Origin of the sequence: Streptomyces sp. NPDC056373, from assembly GCF_042262425.1 — a bacterium.
Taxonomy (GTDB): domain Bacteria; phylum Actinomycetota; class Actinomycetes; order Streptomycetales; family Streptomycetaceae; genus Streptomyces.
This window is the reverse complement of record NZ_JBHJPX010000021.1, coordinates 1-23,547: the sequence shown is the minus strand read 5'-3', so window position 1 is coordinate 23,547 and position 23,547 is coordinate 1. Positions and strand designations below refer to the sequence as shown.

Below are 23,547 nucleotides of genomic sequence, written 5' to 3'. Positions count from 1 at the left end.
CCTGCGGAGGTGCGCCGCCGACTTCACGTCGGCGTGGATCTCGCGGCTCGTATTCTGGGGCGGCATCCCCATCCCCATCTGTGCCGGGAACGCGAGCCGGTGCACGCGTCGGCGCGAGAAAGGTCGCACGGTGAGCCAGCCGAGCCCGAAACCGCAGCAGATCCCGGTCGTCGTCCTGGCGGGATTCCTCGGCTCGGGGAAGACCACCCTGCTCAATCACCTCCTGCACCGCAGCGGTGGCAGCCGCATCGGCGCCCTCGTCAACGACTTCGGGGCGATCGAGATCGACGCGATGGCAGTGGCGGGAGCACTCGGCGACTCGACGGTCTCCCTCGGCAACGGCTGCCTGTGCTGTGCCGTCGACGCGAGCGAACTGGACCACTACCTCGAGCGGCTAGCGGAGCCCTCCGTCGGCATCGACGTCATCGTCATCGAGGCCAGCGGACTCGCCGAGCCGCAGGAACTCGTGCGGATGCTGCTGGCCAGCGAGCATCCGGGGGTCGTCTACGGCGGGCTCGTCGAGGTCGTCGACGCCGCCGAGTTCGACGACACCCGGTCCAGGCACCCCGAGATCGACCGGCATCTCGCACTGGCCGACCTCGTCGTGGTCAACAAGCTCGATCGTGCCGCGGACGGCGAAGGTGTGCTCGAACGGGTCCGGTCCCTCGTCGACCGCGCCGCCGTCGTCCCGGCCACCTACGGCCGGATCGACCCCGAGTTTCTCTTCGACTGCCGCCCGAGCGAGGAACGCGTCGGGCAGCTGTCCTTCGACGACCTGCACGCACACGGCACCGACGGGAGCGAGCACCGCACGGGCGAGGATCACACCGGGCACCTGCACACCGCCTACGACAGCCTGTCGTTCGTCTCGCCCGAGTCCCTCGACCCGCGCCGGCTGATGACGTTCCTCGACAGCCGGCCCGAGGGGCTGTACCGGATCAAGGGCTATGTCGACTTCGGGCCGTACGACATCCGCAACCGCTACGCCGTCCATGCCGTCGGGCGTTTCCTGCGCTTCTATCCGGAGCCCTGGCCCGCCGGCTCGGAACGCCTCACCCAGCTCGTCCTCATCGGCTCGGGGATCGACGCCGCCGCTCTCGAAAAGGAACTGCAGGCGTGCGGGAACGAGGCCCCACACGCCGACGAGCACGGCATGTGGGGCGTCCTGCGGTACGTACGCGGCCCCGACGAAGAGGGCGCCGACCCGGCCTGAACCGGTCCGGCCGCCACCGCCTGGACCGGCCCGGCCACCATCGCCTAGACCGGCCCGGCCACCACCGAGACCGTCTTCGCCAGGGACACCCCGGAACCGTCGCGGCGCGGGTCGATCTCCGGCAGCTCGGCGGGAGTGCCGTTCTTCTGCGCCGCCAGGGCCGGGACGGGGCCCGCCCAGGCCAGGGACAGGCAGTCCTCGCCCTTCAGGAACCGCTGACAGCGGACACCGCCGGTGGCGCGGCCCTTGCGCGGGTACTGGTCGAACGGGGTCAGCTTGGCCGTCGTCTGGACGGAGTCGTCCAGCGTGCCCCGCGAGCCCGCGACGGTGAAGACGACGGCGTCCACGGCCGGGTCCACCGCCGTGAACGAGATGACCTTCGCGCCCTCGGTGAGCTTGATGCCCGCCACACCGCCGGCCGGGCGCCCCTGCGGTCGGACCTGGGACGCCTGGAAGCGCAGCAGCTGCGCGTCGTCCGTGATGAAGACCAAATCCTCCTCACCGGTGCGCAGCTCGATCGCGCCGACGATCCGGTCGCCCTCCTTGAGGCTGATCACCTCGAGTTCTTCCTTGTTGGCCGGATAGTCGGGCACCACGCGCTTGACGACTCCCTGCGCCGTGCCCAGCGCCAGACCCGGCGACGACTCGTCGAGCGTGGTCAGGCAGACCACCGTCTCGTCGTCCTCCAGGGAGACGAACTCCGCCAGCGGGGCGCCGCCCGCGAGGTTCGGCGACGGCAGCGGCTCCGGGAGCTGCGGCAGGTCGATCACGTTCAGCCGGAGCAGCCTGCCCGAGGAGGTGACCGCACCCACCTCGCCACGCGCGGTGGCCGGCACCGCCGAGACGATCACGTCGTGCTTCACGCGCTCGGCGGCGGCGTCCTCCGCGAACGGCTCGCCGTTCGCCGTGCGGGCCAGCAGCCCCGTGGAGGACAGCAGCACCCGGCACGGGTCGTCGGCCACCTGCAGCGGCACGGCCGTCACCGGGGCACCGCCGGACTCCAGCAGGACCGTGCGCCGGTCGGTGCCGAACTTCTTGGCGACGTTGGCCAGTTCGGAGGAGACCAGCTTGCGCAGCTCGGAGTCCGAGTCGAGGATCCGGGTCAGCTCCTCGATCTCCGCGGTGAGCCGGTCCTTCTCCGCCTCCAGCTCGATGCGGTCGTACCTGGTCAGACGGCGCAGCGGCGTGTCCAGGATGTACTGCGTCTGCACCTCGCTCAGCGAGAACTGCTCCATCAGGCGCTGCTTGGCCTGCGCGGAGTTGTCGCTGGAGCGGATCAGGCGGATGACCTCGTCGATGTCCAGCAGGGCCGTCAGCAGACCCTCGACCAGATGCAGCCGGTCGCGCTTCTTGCCGCGGCGGAACTCCGAGCGCCGCCGGACGACGTTGAAGCGGTGGTCGAGGTAGACCTCCAGGAGCTCCTTGAGGCCCAGCGTGAGCGGCTGGCCGTCGACCAGGGCCACGTTGTTGATGCCGAAGGACTCCTCCATCGGCGTCAGCTTGTAGAGCTGCTCCAGGACGGCCTCCGGCACGAAGCCGTTCTTGATCTCGATCACCAGACGCAGACCGTGCTCGCGGTCGGTGAGGTCCTTGACGTCGGCGATGCCCTGGAGCTTCTTCGAACCGACCAGGTCCTTGATCTTGGCGATGACCTTCTCGGGGCCGACCGTGAAGGGCAGCTCCGTGACCACGAGACCCTTGCGGCGGGCCGTCACGGGCTCCACCGACACCGTCGCCCGGATCTTGAAGGTGCCGCGGCCGGACTCATAGGCGTCCCGGATGCCGGGCAGGCCGACGATGCGGCCGCCCGTGGGCAGGTCGGGGCCGGGAACGTGCTTCATCAGCGCGTCGAGATCCGCGTTCGGGAACCTGATCAGGTGGCGGGCGGCGGCGATGACCTCGCGCAGGTTGTGCGGCGCCATGTTCGTGGCCATGCCGACGGCGATGCCCGAGGCGCCGTTGACCAGGAGGTTCGGGAAGGCGGCGGGCAGGGCCACCGGCTCCTGCTCCTGGCCGTCGTAGTTGGGGTTGAAGTCGACGGTGTCCTCGTCGATGGACTCCGTCATCAGGCTCGTGGCCTCGGCCATCCGGCACTCGGTGTACCGCATGGCGGCCGGCGGGTCGTCGTTGCCCAGGGAACCGAAGTTGCCGTGGCCGTCGACAAGGGGGACCCGCATCGAGAAGGGCTGGGCCATGCGCACGAGGGCGTCGTAGATCGATGCGTCGCCGTGCGGGTGGAGCTTGCCCATCACCTCGCCGACGACGCGGGCGCACTTGACGTACCCGCGCTCGGGGCGCAGGCCCATCTCGCTCATCTGGTAGACGATGCGGCGGTGCACCGGCTTGAGGCCGTCGCGTGCGTCCGGCAGGGCGCGGGAGTAGATGACCGAGTACGCGTACTCGAGGAAGGAGCCCTGCATCTCGTCGACGACGTCGATGTCGAGGATCCGCTCCTCGTACGAGTCGTCGGGCGGCGGGGTCTTCGTGCTGCGGCGGGCCATCGCTGCCGGCTCCTTCTGTTTCCTGGTCGCTCGCCTACGGGCACTGATGCCGGTGATGAGAGGCCGATCGTGCTCAACCCTTCGGGCCTCCGCGCGCTCGCCCTCTCATCACCGGCGCGCCCTTCGGCTCGCTCATGCTGAAGCGTGAACGAGAACTGACGCCGACCATTGTGGACCGCCGCACTGACAACCGGGACCGCGACCCGGTCCGGGGCACACCCCGTACTGCGGGACAAGGTCGCCGCCGGGAACTTCACCAGCGCTCCGCACGCTTGCATACAGTGGCAGGACCGGCAGGAAAATCGCGGTCTGAACAACCGCTCCGCGAGCGAAGGGACGTACATGCCCATGGGTCACACGGCCACAGCCCAGGCAGGCTCCGGGGGCCTGACAGCGACCGAGCACCGCCTGGCCAACGGTCTGCGCGTGGTGCTCTCCGAGGACCACCTGACCCCGGTCGCGGCGGTGTGCCTCTGGTACGACGTCGGCTCACGCCACGAAGTCAAGGGACGTACCGGCCTGGCTCACCTTTTCGAGCACCTCATGTTCCAGGGCTCCGCGCAGGTCAAGGGCAACGGTCATTTCGAGCTCGTCCAGGGCGCGGGCGGCTCGCTGAACGGCACGACCAGCTTCGAGCGGACCAACTACTTCGAGACCATGCCCGCCCACGAGCTGGAGCTCGCCCTCTGGCTCGAGGCCGACCGTATGGGCTCGCTGCTGGCCGCGCTCGACGACGAGTCGATGGAGAACCAGCGCGACGTCGTCAAGAACGAGCGCCGCCAGCGCTACGACAACGTCCCGTACGGCACCGCCTTCGAGAAGCTGACCGCCCTCGCCTACCCGGAGGGCCACCCCTACCACCACACCCCGATCGGTTCGATGGCCGACCTGGACGCGGCGACCCTGGAGGACGCGCGCGCGTTCTTCCGCACCTACTACGCGCCGAACAACGCCGTGCTCTCCGTGGTGGGCGACATCGACCCGGAGCAGACCCTGGCCTGGGTCGAGAAGTACTTCGGTTCCATCCCGGGCCACGACGGCAAGCCCGCCCCGCGCGACGGCTCGCTGCCGGAGACGATCGGCGAGCAGCTGCGCGAGGTCGTCGAGGAGGAGGTCCCGGCCCGTGCCCTGATGGCCGCCTACCGGCTGCCGCACGACGGCACGCGCGCGTGCGACGCGGCCGACCTGGCCCTCACCGTCCTCGGCGGCGGTGAGTCCTCCCGCCTGTACAACCGGCTCGTGCGCCGCGACCGTACGGCCGTGGCGGCCGGCTTCGGCCTGCTGCGGCTCGCCGGGGCGCCCTCCCTGGGGTGGCTGGACGTGAAGACGTCCGGTGACGTGGAGGTTCCGGTCATCGAGTCCGCCATCGACGAGGAGCTCGCCCGGTTCGCCGAGGAGGGCCCCACGGCCGAGGAGATGGAGCGCGCCCAGGCCCAGTTGGAGCGCGAGTGGCTGGACCGGCTCGGCACGGTCGCGGGCCGCGCCGACGAACTGTGCCGGTACGCGGTGCTGTTCGGCGACCCGCAGCTCGCCCTGACCGCCGTGCAGCGCGTGCTGGAGATCACGCCGGAGGAGGTCCAGGAGGTCGCCAAGGCCCGCCTGCGGCCCGACAACCGCGCGGTGCTCGTCTATGAGCCGACCGCCCCCGAAGCCCCCGCCGACCAGGACGAGAACGAGGAGGCGGCCCGGTGACCGAGCTCGCCACGATGGACTTCCACCCCCGGCCGCAGGCGGGCGACGCCAAGCCGTGGGCCTTCCCGGCCCCCGAGCGCGGCTCGCTGGACAACGGCCTCACGGTGCTGCGCTGCCACCGCCCCGGCCAGCAGGTCGTCGCCGTGGAGGTGCTGCTCGACGCCCCCCTGGACGCCGAGCCCGCCGGCCTCGACGGTGTGGCCACGATCATGGCCCGGGCCTTCTCCGAGGGCACCGACAAGCACTCCGCCGAGGACTTCGCCGCCGAGCTGGAGCGCGCCGGCGCCACCCTCGACGCGCACGCCGACCACCCCGGCGTCCGGCTCAGCCTGGAGGTGCCGGCCTCCCGGCTCGCCAAGGGACTGGGCCTGGTCGCCGACGCCCTGAGGGCACCCGCGTTCGCCGACAGCGAGGTCGAGCGGCTGGTCGCCAACCGTCTCGACGAGATCCCGCACGAGCTGGCCAACCCGTCCCGCCGCGGGGCCAAGGAGCTCTCCAAGGAGCTGTTCCCGGCGGCCTCGCGCATGTCGCGGCCGCGGCAGGGCACCGAGGAGACCGTCGCCGCCATCGACTCCGCGGCCGTACGCGCCTTCTACGAGAAGCACGTCCGCCCCGCCACGGCCACCGCGGTGGTCGTCGGTGACCTCACCGGCATCGACCTCGACGCCCTGCTCGGGGACACGCTCGGCGCCTGGACGGGCTCCCCGGCCGAGCCGCGTCCCGTGCCGCCGGTGACCGCCGACGACACCGGCCGGGTCGTCATCGTGGACCGCCCCGGAGCCGTCCAGACCCAGCTGCTGATCGGCCGTATCGGCCCGGACCGGCACGACCGCGTGTGGCCCGCGCAGGTGCTCGGCACCTACTGCCTCGGCGGCACCCTCACCTCCCGCCTGGACCGCGTCCTGCGGGAGGAGAAGGGCTACACCTACGGGGTACGGGCGTTCGGCCAGGTCCTCAGGTCCGCCCCCGACGGCACGGGTGCGGCGATGCTCGCCATCAGCGGCTCCGTGGACACGCCCAACACCGGCCCCGCCCTGGAGGACCTCTGGACGGTGCTGCGCACCCTCGCCGCCGAGGGACTCACCGACGCCGAGCGGGACGTCGCCGTGCAGAACCTGGTCGGCGTCGCGCCGCTGAAGTACGAGACGGCGGCGGCCGTCGCGAGCACGCTGGCCGACCAGGTCGAGCAGCACCTGCCCGACGACTACCAAGCCACGCTGTACCGGCAGCTCGCCACCACCGGCACCGTGGAGGCCACCGCAGCGGCCGTCAGCGCCTTCCCGGTGGACCGGCTGGTGACCGTCCTCGTCGGTGACGCGGCGCAGATCAAGGCGCCTGTCGAGGCGCTCGGCATCGGCGAAGTCACCGTCGTCGCCGCCGAGTAACGGCACGCGCGCTCAGGGGCCCTGGATGTCTTCGAAGGCACCAGGGCTCCTTTATGCCCGAATTGGGATGGGAGTTGCCTGTCTGCCCTGTGGGATGCGCTACAAAAGCCGGGATGCGTTTGGGAATTGAAAGTGGCGCCGCTTAGCGTCGTCCGGGCTGTTCGTCAGGCAGTGCGCCGCACCCGCGGCACCGGACAGTCATCGCCGAGTCCCCGTACGGCGCGAGCCAGGGGAGCCGGGGACCCACCGCAGTCCCTGGGGTGAATCGGACGCCCGCGCGTGTCGCGAGGGAGTCCGTAGGAGACCTTCCTGCTCCGAACCCGTCAGCTAACCCGGTAGGCGAGAGGGAAGGAAAGGACCAGCCACCACATGGCGTTCACTCGCGCCACCGGGAAGCACCGACGTCCCAGCAGGATCCAGCGCCGCACCGCCCGCGCGGCGGGTGTCGCGGCCCTCGCCACCACCGGCGTGATCGGCACGGTGGCGGCCCCCGCGGCCTTCGCCGCCGAGCCCAGTGCCGAGCAGACCGGCCTCACCCCCGTCGTCACCATGGGTGACACCGTGGCCCAGCAGATCGACGCCCAGGCCATCGCGCAGCAGCAGGCCGCCGAGGAGGCCGCCGCCAAGCAGAAGGCCGAGGAGGCCGCCCGCAAGCGGGCCGCCGAGGTGGCCGAGAAGGCCAAGGCGGAGGCCGAGAAGGCCCGCGAGGTCGAGGAGCGCGCCGCCCGTGAGGCCGAGCGCAAGCGCCTCAACGCCTTCGTGCCCCCGATCTCCGGCTCGTACGTCTCCACCGGCTACAAGGCGAGCAGCGGTCTGTGGTCCTCCGGCAGCCACACCGGCGTCGACTTCCACGCCGCCACCGGCACCTCCGTCCACGCGGTCGGCAGGGGCGAGGTCGTCGAGGCCGGCTGGGGCGGCTCCTACGGCAACAACATCGTGATCAAGATGGACGACGGCACGTACACGCAGTACGGCCACCTGTCGTCCATCGGCGTCTCGGTCGGCCAGAAGGTCACCCCCGGCCAGCAGATCGGCCTGTCCGGCGCGACCGGCAACGTCACCGGCCCGCACCTGCACTTCGAGGCGCGTACGAGCCCCGACTACGGCTCGGACATCGACCCGGTCGCCTACCTCCGCTCGCACGGCGTCAACGTCTGACCGGAACGCCTCCGCCGTTCCCCGAAGCCCCGGCTCCCCGAGCCGGGGCTTTCGGTGCTTCTCCGGACGCCCCCGGATGTCCCGCCTGGACGTCCGCGGGACGCCCGCCCGATGTCCGCGGGCCCGTTCCGGATCTCCTCGCGTGTCCGCTGTCCAAAAAATATCCCTGGATTCTCGCCTGCCGTCGGAAATTCCGGCTCATTGCAATAGAGTCACGGAAACACGCGCCGCTCGTCGGCGTTTCACGGGGATTAAGCGAGGTCCGGTCATGCGTATTCCCGCGCACTCGGTGTGCACCGCCATCCGGGACGACATCGTCGCGGGTGTCCACGCACGCGGCAGCCGGCTCACCGAGGAACTCCTCGCCCGCCGCTACGGCGTCTCGCGGGTGCCCGTCCGCGAGGCGCTGCGCACGCTGGAGGCCGAGGGCTTCGTGGTGACCCGCCGGCACGCGGGCGCGTGCGTGGCCGAACCCACCGTGCAGGAGGCCGGCGACCTGCTGGAGATGCGGATGCTCCTGGAGCCGCTCGGTGCGGCCCGCGCCGCCCAGCGCCGCACCGAGGCGCATCTGAAGGTCCTGCGCGGCCTGGTCCGGCTGGGCCAGGACCGGGCCCGGCGCGGCAACAGCGACGACCTGCGCTCCCTGGGCGCCTGGTTCCACGAGACGCTGGCCCAGGCCTCCGGCAGCCCGGCCCTGACCTCGATGCTCACCCAGCTCCGCCACAAGATCGCCTGGATGTACGCCGTGGAGGCGCCGCTCAGCCCGGTGGAGTCCTGGGCGGAACACGGCGCGATCGTGGACGCGGTGGCGCGCGGGGACGGCGAACGCGCTCGGGCGGTCACGGCGCTGCACACCGAGCGGGCGACCGGCGCGCACCGCCTGCGCCTGGGCTCCGCCGAGGAACGTGCGGACCGTGTGAGGAACTCGCAACATCCCGTAAACACGGCGAGCCTGCGGCATTAACACGGCAGCCGTATACAAAGAGACGGGAATTCCCGGGGGCTTATTTCCGCTGCCGGAAAGAAGGGAATTTCCACCCCGTGCGGACCGGGAATGGCGAAGGGCCCGCCCGGTGAATTCGGACGAGCCCTTCGCTGTGCGCCGCATCGGGCGCTCAGGACATCAGACGGTCTCGGGGAGTTCCTCGAGACCCTCGGAGACCAGCTTCGCCAGCCGGTCGAGGGCGGCGTCCGCGCCCTCGGCGTCGGAGGCGAGGACGATCTCCTCGCCTCCCTGGGCGCCGAGGCCCAGGACGGCCAGCATCGAGGCCGCGTTGACGGGGTTGCCGTCAGCCTTGGCGATCGTCACCGGGACGCCTGCGGCCGTGGCGGCTCGGACGAAGATGGAGGCGGGGCGGGCGTGGAGGCCCTCGGCCCAGCCGACGTTGACGCGGCGCTCAGCCATGTGTTGCTGCCCTTCGGTGTTCAGGGTTGTCTAGACCAGTTTCCCATAACGTGAAGCCGACCCGGAGCGATCCTCGTGTTCCGCTCCGGGGTGCCGTCGGATCGCGGCCTCGGCCCGACTGACGCCCTCCACAGACTGCCTCGCGCCGTTGTCAGGCGCTAGCCGTACTCTGGGGCCCATGCAGACCTCGCCGGACCGGCACGAGTATCCCGCCCACTGGGAAGCCGACGTGGTGCTGCGCGACGGGGGTACCGCGCGCATCCGGCCCATCACCGTTGATGACGCCGATCGCCTGGTCAGCTTCTATGAGCAGGTCTCCGACGAGTCGAAGTACTACCGCTTCTTCGCGCCGTACCCTCGCCTGTCCGCCAAGGACGTCCACCGCTTCACGCACCACGACTTTGTGGACCGGGTGGGACTCGCGGCCACGGTCGGCGGCGAGTTCATCGCCACCGTACGCTACGACCGGATCGGCGCCGACGGAACACCGGCGTCCGCACCCGCCGACGAGGCCGAGGTCGCCTTCCTCGTCCAGGACGCCCACCAGGGCCGCGGGGTCGCCTCCGCGCTGCTCGAACACATCGGAGCCGTCGCCCGCGAGCGCGGCATCCGCCGTTTCGCCGCCGAGGTGCTGCCCGCCAACACCAAGATGATCAAGGTGTTCACGGACGCCGGCTACACCCAGAAGCGCAGCTTCGAGGACGGTGTCGTCCGTCTGGAGTTCGACCTCGAACCCACCGACCGCTCGCTGGCCGTGCAGTACGCCCGCGAACACCGCGCCGAGGCACGGTCCGTGCAGCGGCTGCTCGCGCCCGGCTCGGTCGCCGTCGTCGGTACCGGCCGCACGCCCGGCGGCGTGGGCCGCAGCGTCCTCGGCAACATCCGGGACGCCGGGTACACCGGCCGCCTCTACGCCGTGAACAAGGCCCTCCCCGAGGATCAGAAGGAGCTCGACGGGGTGCCCGCCCACCGCTCGGTGCGGGACATCGACGGCCCCGTGGACCTCGCCGTCGTCGCCGTCCCGGCCGAGTACGTCCCCGAGGTCGTCACCGAGTGCGGTGAACACGGCGTGCAGGGGCTGGTCGTGGTCTCCGCCGGGTACGCGGAGAGCGGCATCGAGGGGCGAGAGCGCCAGCGCGCCCTCGTGCGGCACGCGCGTACGTACGGCATGCGGATCATCGGCCCGAACGCCTTCGGCATCATCAACACCTCCCCACGGGTACGGCTCAACGCCTCTCTCGCCCCCGAGGTGCCACGCCCCGGCAGGATCGGCCTGTTCGCCCAGTCCGGCGCCATCGGCATCGCCCTGCTGTCCCGGCTGCACCGGCGCGGCGGGGGCGTCACGGGCGTGACGGGCGTCTCCACCTTCGTCTCCTCCGGCAACCGCGCCGACGTCTCCGGCAACGATGTCCTGCAGTACTGGTACGAGGACCCCGACACCGACGTCGTCCTCATGTACCTGGAGTCCATCGGCAATCCCCGCAAGTTCACCCGCCTCGCCCGCCGGACCGCCGCGGCCAAGCCCCTGGTCGTCGTCCAGGGTGCGCGGCACGGCGCCGCCCCCCAGGGGCACGCCGTCCGGGCGACGCGGCTCCCGCACGCGACCGTGTCGGCGCTGTTGCGGCAGGCCGGTGTCATCCGCGTCGACACCATCACCGAGCTGGTGGACGCGGGCCTGCTGCTCGACCGCCAGCCCCTGCCGGCCGGGCCCAGGGTGGCGATCCTCGGCAACTCCGAGTCGCTCGGCCTGCTCACCTACGACGCGTGCCTCGCCGAGGGCCTGCGGCCGCACCCTCCGCAGGACCTGACCACGGCGGCGTCCGCGGCCGACTTCCATGCGGCCCTGACCCGCGCGCTGGCCGACGACCGGTGCGACGCCGTCGTCGTCACCGCCATACCGGCGGTGGGGGAGGGGTCCGTCGGTGACGCCGCTCTCGCGCAGGCCCTGCGCTCGGCATCGGCAGCCGCTCCGGCCAAGCCGGTCCTGGTGGTCCACGTGGAGCTCGGCGGCCTCGCGGAGGCCCTGTCGGCTGCGGCGAGCACGGCACCACAGGCCGCGTCGGACAAACCGCAGCAAAACGCCCCAAGTCCTATGGCTGCAGCGGAACACGTCCCCGCCGCCGAAGCCCCCGAAGACGCCCACCTCATCCCCGCCTACCCCGCCGCGGAGCGCGCCGTCCGCGCCCTCGGCCAGGCCGTCACCTACGCGCAGTGGCGACGCGACGCCGCCGACCCCGGCAGGGTGCCCGAGTACGACGACATCCAGGAGAAGGGCGCCGCAGCACTGATCGGCGGCCTGCTCGCGCGCGGGCAGGGGCTCACGCTCGGCACGGACGCGACCTGCGACCTCCTCGGCCACTACGGCGTCCAGGTCCATCGCGCGCTGCCGGCCCCGACCCCCGACGCCGCCGCCGAGGCCGCCCGCGACCTCGGCTACCCCGTCGCCCTCAAGGCCACCGCCCCGCACCTCCGGCACCGCGCCGACCTGGGCGGCGTCCGCCTCGACCTGGCGGACGAGGACCAACTGCGCCGTTCCTACGCCGAGCTGACCGATCTGTTCGGCTCACCCGAGGAGCTGAGGCCGGTGGTGCAGCGGATGGCACCGCGCGGCGTGGACGTCGTCGTACGGGCCGTCATCGACCCCGCGGCCGGAGCCGTGCTCTCCTTCGGGCTCGCCGGGGCCGCCTCGCAACTGCTCGGGGACACCGCGCACCGGCTGATCCCGGTCACCGACCGGGAGGCGTCCTCGCTGGTGCGCTCGATCCGCACCGCCCCGCTGCTGTTCGGCTGGCGCGGCTCGGCACCGGCCGACACCCGGGCCCTGGAGGAGCTGCTGCTGCGGGTGTCACGGCTGGTCGACGACCACCCCGAGGTCGTCGCGGTCACCCTGGAGCCGGTCGTCGTCGCCTCGCACGGCCTGAGCGTCCTGGGCGCCTCCGTCCGCCTCGCGCCCCCTCCCGCCCGAGACGACCTCGGCCCGCGCACGCTCCCCGCGTACTGACCGGGGGCGAGCGGTCCCTCGCAGTCAGTGGTCCCCCGTAGGATGGGCGTCATGGCCAAGACCAGTACGACGACCCAGGGGCTGCGGGCGGCGATCGAGCGCAGCGGCTACTACCCGGCCCTCGTGGCCGAGGCGGTGGAGGCCGCCGTGGGCGGTGAGCCCATGCGGTCGTACCTGGTCCACCAGGAGACGACGTTCGACCAGAACGAGGTACGGCGGCACGTGACGGTGCTCGTCCTCACCGACACCCGCTTCATCGTCAGCCACACCGACGAGCAGGCCGCCGACAGCACCTCCCCGACGCCGTACGCCACGACGTCGACGGAGTCCGTGAAGATCGGCCGCATCTCGTCCGTCGTGGTCAGCCGCGTGGTCGCCAACCCCGAGTCGTACAAGCCGGGCACGCTGCCCCGTGAGGTCGTCCTCACCATCGGCTGGGGCGCCGTCTCACGCATCGACCTGGAGCCTGCCGCCTGCGGCGACCCCAACTGCGAGGCGGACCACGGCTACACCGGCAACTCCACGGCGGACGACCTCAGCCTGCGCGTCAGCGAGGCCGGGGACGGACCGGAGACCGTGCGGGAGGCGCTCGCCTTCGCGCAGGCGCTCTCCGAGGCGACCGCGGACACGACCCGCTGATGGCGCAGCTCGACACGGCTTGGGACCCGGACCCCGAACCGCTCACCGTCGCCTCCGCACCGGTCCCCGAGTACGGCAGCGGATCACTCGCCGACCTCCTGCCCACCCTGGCCGCCGGCCTGGGCGTGCCGGACATGAGCGCCTCGATCGCGGAGCTGATCCCAGCCGACCGCAACTGTGTGTTCCTGATCGACGGCCTGGGCTGGGAGCAGCTCAGGGCGCACCCCGAGGACGCCCCCTTCATGACGTCCCTGCTCGCCACCTCCCGCGGTGGCACCGGACGTCCGCTCACCGCCGGCTACCCGGCGACCACGGCGACCTCCCTCGCCTCCGTCGGTACCGGCCTGCCCCCCGGCGCGCACGGCCTGCCCGGCTACACCGTCCGCAACCCCGACACCGGCGAGCTGATGAACCAGCTGCGCTGGCAGCCGTGGGCCCCGCCCGGCCCCTGGCAGCCGTACCCCACGGTCTTCCAGCTGGCGCACGCGGCCGGAGTGCACGCCGCGCAGGTGTCGTCCCCGACCTTCGAGAACACCCCGCTGACCAAGGTCGCGCTCAGTGGAGGAACGTTCCTCGGACGGCTGTCCGGCGAGGACCGCATGGACCTGGCGGCCGAGCAACTGGCCGCGGGTGACCGCTCACTGGTGTACACGTACTTCGCCGAGGTCGACGGCGCCGGCCACCGCTACGGCGTCGACTCCGACACCTGGCGCGGCCAGCTCATGTACGCCGACCGCCTCGTCCAGCGCCTGGCCGAGCAACTGCCGCCGCGCAGCGCCCTCTACGTCACCGCCGACCACGGCATGATCGACGTCCCCTTCGACGAGCAGCACCGCATCGACTTCGACGAGGACTGGGAGCTGAGCGCCGGTGTCGCCCTGCTCGGCGGCGAGGGCCGTGCCCGCCACGTCTACGCGGTGCCCGGCGCTGCGAACGACGTGCTGACCTGCTGGCGCGAGGTGCTCGGCGAGCAGTTCTGGGTCGCCTCACGCGACGAGGCCATCGCCGCCGGCTGGTTCGGCCCGCGCATCGACGAACGGGTGTACGGCAGGATCGGCGACGTGGTCGCGGCCGCCCGGGACGACGTCCTGCTCATCGCCTCCGAGCGGGAGCCGAAGGAGTCGGCGATGGTCGGCAACCACGGTTCGATGACCCCCGCCGAGCAGCTGGTCCCCCTGCTCGAAGTACGCTCCTGAACCCGAAGTACGCTCCCCACACGGCCCGCCCCGATCTCCCATGCCGAAAGGTGCTCAACTCCACATGCCCGAGCTGGTGTTCTTCTGCGGAACGATGGACTGCGGGAAGTCGACGCTGGCTCTCCAGATCGAGCACAACCGCTCGGCGCGCGGCCTGCAGGGCATGATCTTCTCGCGCGACGACCGCGCGGGCGAGGGCAAGCTGTCCTCACGCCTCGGCCTGGTGACGGACGCGGTGGAGGTCGGGGACGGGCAGGACCTCTACGGCCACCTCGTCGACCACCTCTCGCAGGGCGGCCGCGCCGACTACGTGATCGCCGACGAGGCGCAGTTCCTCGCGCCGGAGCAGATAGACCAACTCGCGCGTGTGGTGGACGACCTGAGCCTCGACGTCTACGCCTTCGGCATCACGACGGACTTCCGCTCCAAGCTGTTCCCCGGCTCGCAGCGGCTGGTGGAACTGGCCGACCGGGTCGAGGTGCTCCAGGTCGAGGCCCTGTGCTGGTGCGGCGACCGCGCCACGCACAACGCCCGCACGATAGGCGGGGTGATGGTCGTCGAGGGCGCCCAGGTGGTCGTCGGCGACGTCACCCACTCCGCGGACGAGGTCGGCTACGAGGTCCTGTGCCGGCGTCATCACCGCCGCCGGATGACCGCGGCGACGTCCCGGGCTGCGGCCCTGTCCCCGGACGTGCTGCCGGTGACGTCCGCCTGAGCCCCGGCCTGCTCCCGGACTTCATCTCGGGCGTTGCACCAGCGCGAACCGCGCCCCTTCCGGGTCCGACACCTGCGCCACCCGCCCGTGGGCCGTGTCGTGCACGGGCTTGAGAACCTGCCCGCCGAGGTGGTCCAGATGGTCCAGGGCGTCGTCCACGTCGGCCACCTGGAAGTACGTGACCCAGTGCGGTCCCCGGTCGCGGGGCAGAGCGTGCCCGAGGCCGTGGATTCCTGCGACGGGTTCGCCGCCGAGGTGCAGGGACACGTAGTCGAAGTCGGCGGAGACCACCGGCTCCTCCTCGAAGCCGAACACCGTCCGGTAGAACTTGGCGACGCCGGCCGACTCGAAGGTCAGCAGTTCGTTCCAGGCGGGGGTGCCGGGGACGCCCGCGACGGCGGTGCCGAGGTGCGCCGCGGACTGCCAGATGCCGAAGACCGCGCCGGAGGGGTCGGAGCCGATGGCCAGGCGGCCGGCGTCGGCCGCGTCGAGCGGGCCCACTCCGATCGTGCCGCCGCGGCTGCGCACCGTCTCGGCCGTCAGATCCACGTCCTCCGAGGCGAAGTAGGGCGTCCACGCGATGGGCAGATGGCGGTCCGACGGCAGCCGTCCGATCCCTGCCACCTCGCGCCCGTCGAGCAGCGCGCGCACATAGGGCCCGAGCTGCTGGGGCCCCGGCTGGAACTCCCAGCCGAACAGCGCTCCGTAGAAGTCCTCGGTCGCGTCCGGGCCGTGCACCATCAGGCTCACCCAGCAGGGCGCGCCGGGCGCGTGCCGAACGGGTGTGTCGCTGTTCGGCCCGGCGGAGTCCCGTGCGTCGGTCATCGTCACTCTCTTCTCGGCCTCGCGGTGGCCGTGCTCTCCGCAGCCTGGTGGGGCGGCCCTGTGGGGCGTCCCTTGCCGGGAGAATGCCCGATGTGCGGGCACCTGTGGTCACGGCGCGCTTGTCGGCGGGTGTCGCTCAGCTGTACAGCATGTGCCTGTTCCCGTACGCCACGTGATCGCCCCGCTCCGGCCGAGCAGAGTAGCCGGACACGGACGACTCGGCCACCCGTGTGCGCGAGGATGGGCACCATGAACGCCATCATCTCCGCATCCGACCTCGCCAGGGATCTCACGGGCGTCCGCCCGCCGGTCCTGCTCGACGTCCGCTGGCAGCTCACCGCGGCCAAGGCGGCCGGGGAGCCGCCGTTCGACGGCCGGGCCGAGTACGAGGCAGGGCACCTGCCCGGGGCCGTCTACGTCGACCTGGACCGGGAGTTGGCCTCAGCGCCGGGCGAGGACGGCCGGCACCCCTTGCCCGACCTCGCGCGCTTCGGTGCCGCGATGCGCCGGGCCGGGGTCTCGGCCGGGGCGCCGGTAGTTGTCTACGACGGCGGCCAGGGGTGGGCGGCGGCCCGGGCGTGGTGGCTGCTGCGCTGGACGGGTCACCCGGATGTGCGAGTCCTCGACGGCGGGTTGCCGTCCTGGGAGGGTCCGCTGGAGAAGTCCGTGCCGGCTCCGCAGGAGGGCGACTTCGCACCCGAGCCGGGGGCGACGGGGCTGCTCGACGCGGATGCCGCAGCGGCGCTGGCGCGGTCCGGGGTGCTGCTGGACGCGCGGGCGGGAGAGCGGTACCGCGGTGAGGTGGAGCCGATCGACCCGGTGGCCGGGCACATTCCTGGTGCGGTGTCGGCGCCCACCTCGGAGAACGTGGGGGCCGACGGGCGGTTCCTGTCCGCCGGGAAGTTGCGGGAGCGGTTCAAGGGGCTTGGTGTGACCGAGGGTTCGCGGGTCGGCGTGTACTGCGGTTCGGGGGTCTCGGCCGCCCATCAGGTCCTGGCGCTCGCTGCCGCCGGCATTCCGGCCGAGCTGTACGTGGGGTCCTGGTCGGAGTGGTCCTCGGACCCGGACCGGCCGGTCGCCGTCGGCCCGGACCCTCAGTGATCCGACATGAGGAGGGGCCGCGCCCGGACAGCGCGGCCCTCGTCCTTCGGTAGCCGGTCCGGCTACTCCTGCTTCTTGCGCCGTGTGCCGAACACGATCTCGTCCCAGCTCGGGACGGCGGCCCTGCGGCCGGGACGTACGCCGTCCGCCTCGGCCTGGCGGTCGGTGGCCCCGATGAGCCGGTCACGGTGACTGCCCACACTGCGCGGCATGAGGACATCCGCGTAGGCGGAACCGGCCGAGGCCGCGGGAGCCGGAGGCTCTTCTTCCTCGACCTCGGCCACGACGACGGCCTCCTCCTCGGTCTCCGCCGGGGGGAGTTCCGGAACCACCAGGTCGCCGCGGAAGCTCGGCACCGCCTCGAGCAGGCTCGTCAGCGAGTCTCTCTCGCCGGTGGTCTCCTCGATCGGCTCGGACGCCTGCGCGGGGAGACTGGGCCGATCGCGCTCGGGGCGGTCCAGCGGTCTGTCGCGCGGCAACCGGGCGATCCGGGGGACGAACGGGAAGCTGGGCTCGGGTGCGGACAGGTCGTCGGACTCGCCGATCAGGGAGCGCGCCTCGTCGTCGACGGCCTGGACCAGTCGCCGGGGCGGGTCGTACGTCCAGCTCGCCGAGTGCGGCTCGCCCGCGACACGGTAGACCAGCAGGACTTCCCAGGTGCCGTCGTCGCGACGCCAGGAGTCCCACTGGACGGTGTCCTTGTCGGCGCCGCGCAGCAGCAGTCGCTCCTGTACGGCCTCGCCGAGGGGCGGGCCGGAGTTCTCGCCGGGGCGGCGGACCGGGGTCTTGCGGGCCCGCTCGGCCATGAAGGCGCGCTCGGCGAGCACGGGGCCCTCGAAGCGGCGCACCCGGTCGACGGGGATGCCTGCCATCTGCGCGACCTCTTCCGCGGTCGCGCCGGCACGTATACGCGCCTGGATGTCGCGGGGGCGGAGGTGGCTCTCGACCTCGATCTCGATCTGGCCGAGACGCGGACGGTCGCCGCGCACGGCGGCGCGCAGGCGTTCGTCGATAGGAAGCGTGTACTCCGTAGAGTCGGCAGCCTTCAGCACCAGCCGTGTGCCGTCATTCGAGACGGCCACGACACGCAGTTCGGGCATGGGGACCTCCCGGGTGGTGCCTGCCGACGTCACGTGCGTCGCTGCTTCCGCTAGTCGAGTGTGGCCTGCCCGGGTGCAGCCTGCCACAACCTTGCCGAGTTGCCCGGCGTGTCGGGCGCGGGCCCTGAATCGCCGTTATGGCACGGTTACCTATTCGCAACGCTAAGTGACGAACTCTGTCACCCTGTGCAACTAGCCCCCTCCCGGCGGTCCTTAAAGGTCCTGTGCACCCTGACGGGAGACCGGACCCAGGGCTCGCAACAGTACTCCATTCGGGCCACGTGCGTGGATCGGCGCGCCGCCCAACTTCTGGCGAGGGGTGGGACTTCGCCTCCCCTGCCCTCATCTCGCGATCTTGAACGTGGGGTACTTCACGTAATCACCAAAATCGGAAACCAGGGTTGTGCCGGAGTACGTCGTCGCCACGGGCGGTAGGCGGCACCTGCCCGGCCGGCGGCCGGGCAGGCCTGGAAACCTCTTTTCCGGGGCCGAGTCCGAACACCACGGGGAGCGAGGGCGCGGTCAGCGCCACCCCCGTGCGCCTCCTACGCCCCCAGAACCCTCCGCAAGTAGTCGTTCTGGAACAGCCGGTCGGGATCGAGACGATCCCGCAGCGCCGTGAACTCGCCGAAGCGCGGATACACCCGGGAGAAGTACTCCGCGTCCCGGGTGTGGATCTTGCCCCAGTGCGGACGGCCCTCATGGGCGGTGAAGATGCGCTCCGCGGACGTGAAGTACCGCTGGTACGGAGTGCCCCGGAACATGTGGACGGCGATGTACGCGCTGTCCCGGCCCGAGGCGGTGGACAGCGTGATGTCGTCGGCGGGGGCGGTGCGCACTTCGACGGGGAAGCTGACCCGGAGGCCCGAGCGGTCGACCATCGCCTTCAGTTCGCGCAGCGTCTCGACGACGGCCGCGCGCGGAACGGCGTACTCCATCTCCAGGAAGCGCACCCGGCGCGGCGACGTGAAGACCTTGTACGGGATGTCCGTGTAGGTCCGCGCGGACAAGGCCTTGCTGGAGATCTGGGCGATCGCCGGGATCGTGGCGGGCACCGCGCGGCCGACCCAGTTGGCCACCTGGAAGACCCCGTTGGAGAGGAACTCGTCCTCGATCCAGCTCTTGAGCTGCGGCACGGGCTTCTCCGGGCCCGCGCTGCGGTTGTTGCGCTTGGTGTTGGTGCTGCCGGTGTGCGGGAACCAGTAGAACTCGAAGTGCTCGTTCTCGGCCCAGAGTTCCTCGAAGTCGGAGAGAACCCGGTCGAACGGCATCGGCTCCTCGCGGGCCGTCAGCAGGAAGACCGGCTCGACGGCGAAGGTGATCGCGGTGACGAGGCCCAGGGCGCCGAGGCCGACGCGGGCGGCGGCGAAGACCTCGGGGTTCTCCTTCTCGGAGCAGGTGAGAACGGAACCGTCGGCGGTGACCAGCTCCAGGCCCTTGATCTGGGCGGCGATCGAGGCGGAGTCGCGGCCCGTGCCGTGCGTGCCGGTGCTGGTGGCCCCGGAGACCGTCTGCTCCATGATGTCGCCCATGTTCGTGAGCGACAGGCCCTCACGCGCGAGTGCCACGTTGAGCCTCTTGAGCGGGGTGCCGGACTCCACCGTGACCGTCATGTTCTCGCGATCAATGCTGCGGATACCGGTCAACAGTTGAGGACGGATCAACACACCGTCCGTCGCGGCTATGGACGTGAACGAGTGCCCGGCGCCGACCGCCTTCACCTTCAGACCGTCCTCGGCGGCCCGCCGCACCGCGGCGGCCAGCTCGTCGACGGAGGCAGGGGTGACCTCTCGCGCGGGACGCGCCGAGACGTTGCCGCCCCAGTTACGCCACGTGCCGTTCTTTCCGTTCGCTGTGCTGCTCAACGGAGCCTCCCCGACCCGGTGCCGGTCGCTTGAGCCGGCGGAACCCGAGGAAACCCACCGCGACCGCGACGGCCCCGGCCACCGCCGGAACCCCGTACCCCGCACGCGCCCCGGCCGCGTCGATCACCCAGCCGGCCGCGGAGGAGCCGAGTGCGACCCCCACCGCGAGCCCGGTGCTCACCCAGGTCATGCCTTCGGTGAGCTGCGCGCGTGGTACGTGCTCTTCGATGAGGGACATCGTCGTGATCATCGTCGGAGCGATGGACAGTCCCGCAACGAACAGCGCCACGGCCAGAAACGGCAAGTTTCCGACCAGTAGGAGGGGGATCATACTCACGGCCATGGCACATACGCCCAGCAGCCACCGGCGTTCCGGTGCCCCGGCGAAGTGCAGGAGCCCGAAGACCATGCCCGCGACGCAGGAACCCCCCGCGTACAGGGCGAGGACGATGCTCGCCGCGGCCTTGTGGCCCTCCTCGTCGGCGAAGGCCACCGTGACCACGTCGACCGCCCCGAAGATCGCGCCGGTGGCGACGAAGGTGGCCACCAGGACCTGAAGGCCCGGCGCGCGCATCGCGCTGCCGCCGCCCTCGCGTTCCCGCGGGTGCGGCTCGGGCTCGGTGGCGCGCTGCGCGGTCAGCCAGAACACGCCGACGGCCAGGAAGCAGGCGGCGAGCAGCGGGCCGGCCTCCGGGAACCAGGCCGTGGACAGACCGATGGAGATGATCGGCCCGAAGACGAAGCACACCTCGTCCACCACGGACTCGAAGGAGTAGGCGGTGTGCAGGTGCGGGGTGCCGCGGTACAGCGCCGCCCAGCGGGCCCGGATCATCGCGCCGACGCTCGGTACGCAGCCGATGCCGGCGCAGGCCGCGAACAGGACCCAGTCCGGCCAGCCGTGGTGCGCGGCGAGCAGCAGGACTGCCGCCGCCGTGAGCGAGATGAGTGTGGCCGGTCGCAGCACCCGCCGCTGCCCGTACTGGTCCACCAGCCGGGAGACCTGCGGCCCGGCCACCGCGGCGGCCAGCGCGATGGTCGCCGACAGGCCACCGGCGAGCCCGTACCGCCCGGTGAGCTGCGAGATCATCGTGACCACGCCGATGCCCATCATCGACAGCGGCATCCGGCCCAGGAAGCCCGCGGCGGAGAAACCCTTGGAGCCCGGGGCTGCGAACAGAGTGCGGTAGGGGCTGGGCACGGGGTCTCCGAAAAGGCTCAGTAAGCTGCGAACGCAGTCGACACAGCTTACGGCCCGAACGTACCGGCGCACCTGTCCGGTCCAGCACCACCATCGCCCCGGCGCACCCGGCGCACCCGGCGCACCCGGCGCACCCGGCGCACCCGGCGCACCCGGCGCACCCGGCGCACCCGGCGCACCCGGTCGGCCCCGTCGGGGCCGCCCCGCCGTTCACGCCCGTCCGACCCGGCTGCGTATCGCCCGGGGCTCGCCGGCCGCGCCTCTGTCACCCCGCCGTTTCCCGGCTGTCGGTGCAGGGTGGCAGGATCGACTCATGCCAGACGCGCGCGATGTCAGCCCCTACGACGCCCTGCTCCTGCTCTCGTTCGGCGGCCCGGAAGGCCCGGACGACGTGGTCCCGTTCCTGGAGAACGTGACGCGTGGGCGCGGCATCCCCAAGGAACGCCTCAAGGAGGTCGGGCAGCACTACTTCCTGTTCGGCGGGGTGAGCCCGATCAACGACCAGAACCGCGCCCTGCTGGACGCCCTGCGCAAGGACTTCGCCGAGCACGGCCTGGACCTGCCGGTCTACTGGGGGAACCGCAACTGGGCGCCGTACCTCACGGACACCCTGCGCGAGATGGTCCGCGACGGCCGCCGCCGCATCCTGGTCCTCGCCACCAGCGCCTACGCCTCGTACTCGGGCTGCCGCCAGTACCGCGAGAACCTCGCCGACGCGCTCGCGGCCCTGGAGGCGGAAGGCCTGGAGCTGCCGAAGGTCGACAAGCTGCGGCACTACTTCAACCACCCCGGCTTCCTGGAGCCGATGATCGACGGGGTGCTGCAGTCCCTCGCCGAGCTTCCCGAGGACGTCCGGGACGGGGCGCACCTCGCCTTCTCGACCCACTCGATCCCGACGGCCTCCGCCGACACCTCCGGCCCCGTCGAGGAGCACGGCGACGGCGGCGCGTACGTGAAGCAGCACCTGGACGTGGCACGGCAGATCGCCGACGCCGTCCGGGAGCGCACCGGCGTCGACCACCCCTGGCAGCTCGTCTACCAGTCCCGCTCCGGCGCCCCGCACATCCCGTGGCTGGAGCCCGACATCTGCGACCACCTCGACGAGCGGCACGCGGCCGGAGTCCCGGCCGTCGTCATCGCCCCCATCGGCTTCGTCTCCGACCACATGGAGGTCCTCTACGACCTCGACACCGAGGCCAAGGCCCGGGCCGAGGAGCTCGGGCTGCCGATGCGGCGCTCGGCCACGGTCGGCGCCGACCCGAGGTTCGCCGCCGCCATCCGCGAGCTCGTCGTGGAGCGAGCCGCCGTGGAACGCGGGCAGGACGTCACGCCGTGCGCCCTGGGCGCCCTCGGTGCGAGCCACGACCTCTGCCCGGTCGGCTGCTGCCCGGCCCGCGCTCCCCGGCCCGTCGCCGCGGGCGCCGACAGCACCTACGCGTGAGGAGCCTCGTGACCGACCCCCTGCACACGGACCTGCTCGACCTCGCCCAGGAGGCGGCCCGCCGCGCCGGCGCGCTGCTGAGGGACGGACGTCCGGCCGACCTCGCGGTCGCCGCGACCAAGTCCAGCCCCATCGACGTCGTCACCGAGATGGACATCGCGGCGGAGAAGCTGATCACGGGTCTGATCGCCGATCGTCGCCCGGACGACGGCGTGCTCGGCGAGGAGGGCGCCGCCACCGAGGGTACGAGTGGCGTCCGCTGGGTGATCGACCCGCTCGACGGCACGGTGAACTACCTGTACGGGCTGCCCACCTGGGCCGTCTCCATCGCGGCCGAGCAAGACGGCGAGACCGTCGTCGGAGTCGTCACGGCCCCGATGCGCGGTGAGACCTTCCACGCCGTGCGCGGCCACGGTGCCTGGGCCACCGGCTCCTGGGACGGGGAGCGCAAGCTCGCCTGCCGCCCCGCACCGCCCCTGGAGCAGGCGCTGGTGTCGACGGGATTCAACTACGTCGCCGACGTCCGGGCCCACCAGGCCGATGTGGCGCAGCGGCTGATTCCGCTGCTGCGCGACATCCGGCGCGGCGGCTCCGCCGCGGTCGACCTGTGCGACGTCGCAGCGGGGCGCCTCGACGGCTACTACGAGCGCGGGCTGCACCCGTGGGACCTCGCGGCGGGGGACCTGATCGCCCGGGAGGCGGGCGCGCTGACCGGTGGACGCCCGGGAGAGCGCCCGTCGGGCGCTCTGGCGGTAGCGGGTACCCCCGGCGTCTTCGAGCCCCTCCAGCGGCTCCTGGAGAACTTCGGAGCCTGGCACGACTGAGGGCGCCGGGGTTGCCCGGCAAATGACCGACGGTGCGATGAACACCAGGTGAACGCACCCTGTGGCAAAGCGGCGGGGCCCCCCGCGGGGTTAGGCCGGGGCCCCCCCCGGGCCCGGGTGTGAGGCCGGCGGGGGGGCCCCCAGCCCCACCCGGGGGGGGGGCCGGCGGGGGCGGGGGGGCCGGGGCCCCCACCGGTCGGCGGGGGGTCCTCGGTCGGGGGGGCGGGGGGGTGCCGTTTTTCCCGGGGGGGGGGGGCGGGGCCTGCCGGGGGTTCCGTATCTCGGGAC

At 72.0% G+C, this 23,547-nt stretch carries 18 protein-coding genes and 1 riboswitch; of the genes, 12 read left to right on the top strand and 6 right to left on the bottom strand.

All coding sequences use genetic code 11. From position 1 onward, the window contains the following. Positions 1–130 precede the first annotated feature (130 nt). The gene (locus ACFCXS_RS34405; protein ID WP_376647295.1) at positions 131–1,213 is read left to right on the top strand and encodes a CobW family GTP-binding protein; all 1,083 of its coding nucleotides are present in this window, start codon (positions 131–133) and stop codon (positions 1,211–1,213) included. Positions 1,214–1,257: 44 nt separating this feature from the next. On the opposite strand, the gene ACFCXS_RS34400 is transcribed toward ACFCXS_RS34405, so the two are convergent. Next, positions 1,258–3,714 carry a DNA topoisomerase (ATP-hydrolyzing) subunit A gene (locus tag ACFCXS_RS34400; protein ID WP_376647294.1) on the bottom strand — a complete coding sequence of 819 codons (2,457 nt, stop codon included), beginning with the start codon at positions 3,712–3,714 and terminating at the stop codon, positions 1,258–1,260. A gap of 342 nt (positions 3,715–4,056) precedes the next feature. On the opposite strand from ACFCXS_RS34400, the gene ACFCXS_RS34395 reads away from it, so the two are divergent. From ACFCXS_RS34395 to ACFCXS_RS34380, 4 genes are all read left to right on the top strand, one after another. After that, on the top strand, positions 4,057–5,406 hold the full coding sequence (locus ACFCXS_RS34395) for a pitrilysin family protein (protein WP_362042830.1): 1,350 nt from the start codon (positions 4,057–4,059) through the stop codon (positions 5,404–5,406). Continuing rightward, positions 5,403–6,791, top strand: a complete 1,389-nt coding sequence (locus ACFCXS_RS34390; RefSeq protein WP_376647293.1) for a M16 family metallopeptidase — start codon at positions 5,403–5,405, stop codon at positions 6,789–6,791. Before ACFCXS_RS34395 ends, ACFCXS_RS34390 begins: the two co-directional genes overlap by 4 nt. A gap of 192 nt (positions 6,792–6,983) precedes the next feature. Continuing rightward, positions 6,984–7,148: riboswitch (cyclic di-AMP (ydaO/yuaA leader) on the top strand. Between the two features lie 12 nt (positions 7,149–7,160). Beyond that, positions 7,161–7,949, top strand: a complete 789-nt coding sequence (locus ACFCXS_RS34385; protein WP_376647292.1) for a M23 family metallopeptidase — start codon at positions 7,161–7,163, stop codon at positions 7,947–7,949. Between the two features lie 268 nt (positions 7,950–8,217). Continuing rightward, complete coding sequence (locus ACFCXS_RS34380) at positions 8,218–8,913, top strand: GntR family transcriptional regulator (RefSeq protein WP_376647291.1); 696 nt, start codon at positions 8,218–8,220, stop codon at positions 8,911–8,913. A 159-nt stretch (positions 8,914–9,072) separates the two neighbouring features. On the opposite strand, the gene ACFCXS_RS34375 is transcribed toward ACFCXS_RS34380, so the two are convergent. Beyond that, a complete protein-coding gene (locus ACFCXS_RS34375; RefSeq protein WP_003993478.1) occupies positions 9,073–9,354 on the bottom strand; it encodes an HPr family phosphocarrier protein in 282 nt (93 codons plus the stop codon). Between the two features lie 178 nt (positions 9,355–9,532). Between ACFCXS_RS34375 and ACFCXS_RS34370 the strand changes: the two genes are divergently transcribed. From ACFCXS_RS34370 to ACFCXS_RS34355, 4 genes are all read left to right on the top strand, one after another. Further along, positions 9,533–12,355 carry a GNAT family N-acetyltransferase gene (locus ACFCXS_RS34370; RefSeq protein WP_376647290.1) on the top strand — a complete coding sequence of 941 codons (2,823 nt, stop codon included), beginning with the start codon at positions 9,533–9,535 and terminating at the stop codon, positions 12,353–12,355. Between the two features lie 51 nt (positions 12,356–12,406). After that, positions 12,407–12,994, top strand: a complete 588-nt coding sequence (locus ACFCXS_RS34365; protein ID WP_170320912.1) for a DUF5998 family protein — start codon at positions 12,407–12,409, stop codon at positions 12,992–12,994. Further along, positions 12,994–14,190, top strand: a complete 1,197-nt coding sequence (locus ACFCXS_RS34360) for an alkaline phosphatase family protein (RefSeq protein WP_376647289.1) — start codon at positions 12,994–12,996, stop codon at positions 14,188–14,190. The genes ACFCXS_RS34365 and ACFCXS_RS34360 overlap by 1 nt, the downstream gene beginning before the upstream one ends. Positions 14,191–14,254: 64 nt before the next feature. Beyond that, the gene (locus ACFCXS_RS34355; RefSeq protein WP_376647288.1) at positions 14,255–14,905 is read left to right on the top strand and encodes a thymidine kinase; all 651 of its coding nucleotides are present in this window, start codon (positions 14,255–14,257) and stop codon (positions 14,903–14,905) included. Positions 14,906–14,926: 21 nt separating this feature from the next. Here ACFCXS_RS34355 and ACFCXS_RS34350 read toward each other — a convergent pair whose 3' ends face one another. Continuing rightward, positions 14,927–15,730: a VOC family protein gene (locus tag ACFCXS_RS34350; RefSeq protein WP_376647287.1), complete on the bottom strand. Its 804-nt coding sequence runs from the start codon at positions 15,728–15,730 to the stop codon at positions 14,927–14,929. A gap of 249 nt (positions 15,731–15,979) precedes the next feature. Here ACFCXS_RS34350 and ACFCXS_RS34345 point away from each other — a divergent pair, with 249 nt between their 5' ends. Beyond that, entirely contained in the window at positions 15,980–16,831 is an 852-nt protein-coding gene (locus tag ACFCXS_RS34345; protein WP_376647286.1) for a sulfurtransferase, read from the top strand. Positions 16,832–16,893: 62 nt separating this feature from the next. Here the strand turns inward: ACFCXS_RS34345 and sepH are convergent, their stop codons facing one another. The 3 genes from sepH to ACFCXS_RS34330 all read right to left on the bottom strand — a co-directional run bounded on the left by sepH (position 16,894) and on the right by ACFCXS_RS34330 (position 20,994). Further along, positions 16,894–17,931, bottom strand: coding sequence for a septation protein SepH (sepH, locus tag ACFCXS_RS34340; protein ID WP_376647285.1), 1,038 nt, complete (start codon positions 17,929–17,931; stop codon positions 16,894–16,896). A gap of 545 nt (positions 17,932–18,476) precedes the next feature. Further along, complete coding sequence (locus ACFCXS_RS34335) at positions 18,477–19,796, bottom strand: D-arabinono-1,4-lactone oxidase (RefSeq protein ID WP_376647284.1); 1,320 nt, start codon at positions 19,794–19,796, stop codon at positions 18,477–18,479. Next, positions 19,756–20,994, bottom strand: a complete 1,239-nt coding sequence (locus ACFCXS_RS34330) for an MFS transporter (RefSeq protein ID WP_376647283.1) — start codon at positions 20,992–20,994, stop codon at positions 19,756–19,758. Before ACFCXS_RS34330 ends, ACFCXS_RS34335 begins: the two co-directional genes overlap by 41 nt. A 313-nt stretch (positions 20,995–21,307) precedes the next feature. Between ACFCXS_RS34330 and ACFCXS_RS34325 the strand changes: the two genes are divergently transcribed. Then, on the top strand, positions 21,308–22,435 hold the full coding sequence (locus tag ACFCXS_RS34325; RefSeq protein WP_376647282.1) for a ferrochelatase: 1,128 nt from the start codon (positions 21,308–21,310) through the stop codon (positions 22,433–22,435). Between the two features lie 8 nt (positions 22,436–22,443). Then, entirely contained in the window at positions 22,444–23,259 is an 816-nt protein-coding gene (locus ACFCXS_RS34320; RefSeq protein ID WP_376647281.1) for an inositol monophosphatase family protein, read from the top strand. Positions 23,260–23,547: the final 288 nt, after the last annotated feature.

Excerpts from the sequence above, each read along its gene's own strand:
- ACFCXS_RS34355 (WP_376647288.1), top strand. The coding sequence starts at position 14,255 with ATGCCCGAGCTGGTGTTCTTCTGCGGAACGATGGACTGCGGGAAGTCG.
- ACFCXS_RS34375 (WP_003993478.1), bottom strand. The coding sequence starts at position 9,354 with ATGGCTGAGCGCCGCGTCAACGTCGGCTGGGCCGAGGGCCTCCACGCC.
- ACFCXS_RS34345 (WP_376647286.1), top strand. The coding sequence starts at position 15,980 with ATGAACGCCATCATCTCCGCATCCGACCTCGCCAGGGATCTCACGGGC.
- ACFCXS_RS34385 (WP_376647292.1), top strand. The coding sequence starts at position 7,161 with ATGGCGTTCACTCGCGCCACCGGGAAGCACCGACGTCCCAGCAGGATC.
- ACFCXS_RS34360 (WP_376647289.1), top strand. The coding sequence starts at position 12,994 with ATGGCGCAGCTCGACACGGCTTGGGACCCGGACCCCGAACCGCTCACC.
- ACFCXS_RS34365 (WP_170320912.1), top strand. The coding sequence starts at position 12,407 with ATGGCCAAGACCAGTACGACGACCCAGGGGCTGCGGGCGGCGATCGAG.
- ACFCXS_RS34325 (WP_376647282.1), top strand. The coding sequence starts at position 21,308 with ATGCCAGACGCGCGCGATGTCAGCCCCTACGACGCCCTGCTCCTGCTC.
- ACFCXS_RS34400 (WP_376647294.1), bottom strand. The coding sequence starts at position 3,714 with ATGGCCCGCCGCAGCACGAAGACCCCGCCGCCCGACGACTCGTACGAG.
- sepH (WP_376647285.1), bottom strand. The coding sequence starts at position 17,931 with ATGCCCGAACTGCGTGTCGTGGCCGTCTCGAATGACGGCACACGGCTG.
- ACFCXS_RS34395 (WP_362042830.1), top strand. The coding sequence starts at position 4,057 with ATGCCCATGGGTCACACGGCCACAGCCCAGGCAGGCTCCGGGGGCCTG.
- ACFCXS_RS34370 (WP_376647290.1), top strand. The coding sequence starts at position 9,533 with ATGCAGACCTCGCCGGACCGGCACGAGTATCCCGCCCACTGGGAAGCC.
- ACFCXS_RS34380 (WP_376647291.1), top strand. The coding sequence starts at position 8,218 with ATGCGTATTCCCGCGCACTCGGTGTGCACCGCCATCCGGGACGACATC.
- ACFCXS_RS34350 (WP_376647287.1), bottom strand. The coding sequence starts at position 15,730 with ATGACCGACGCACGGGACTCCGCCGGGCCGAACAGCGACACACCCGTT.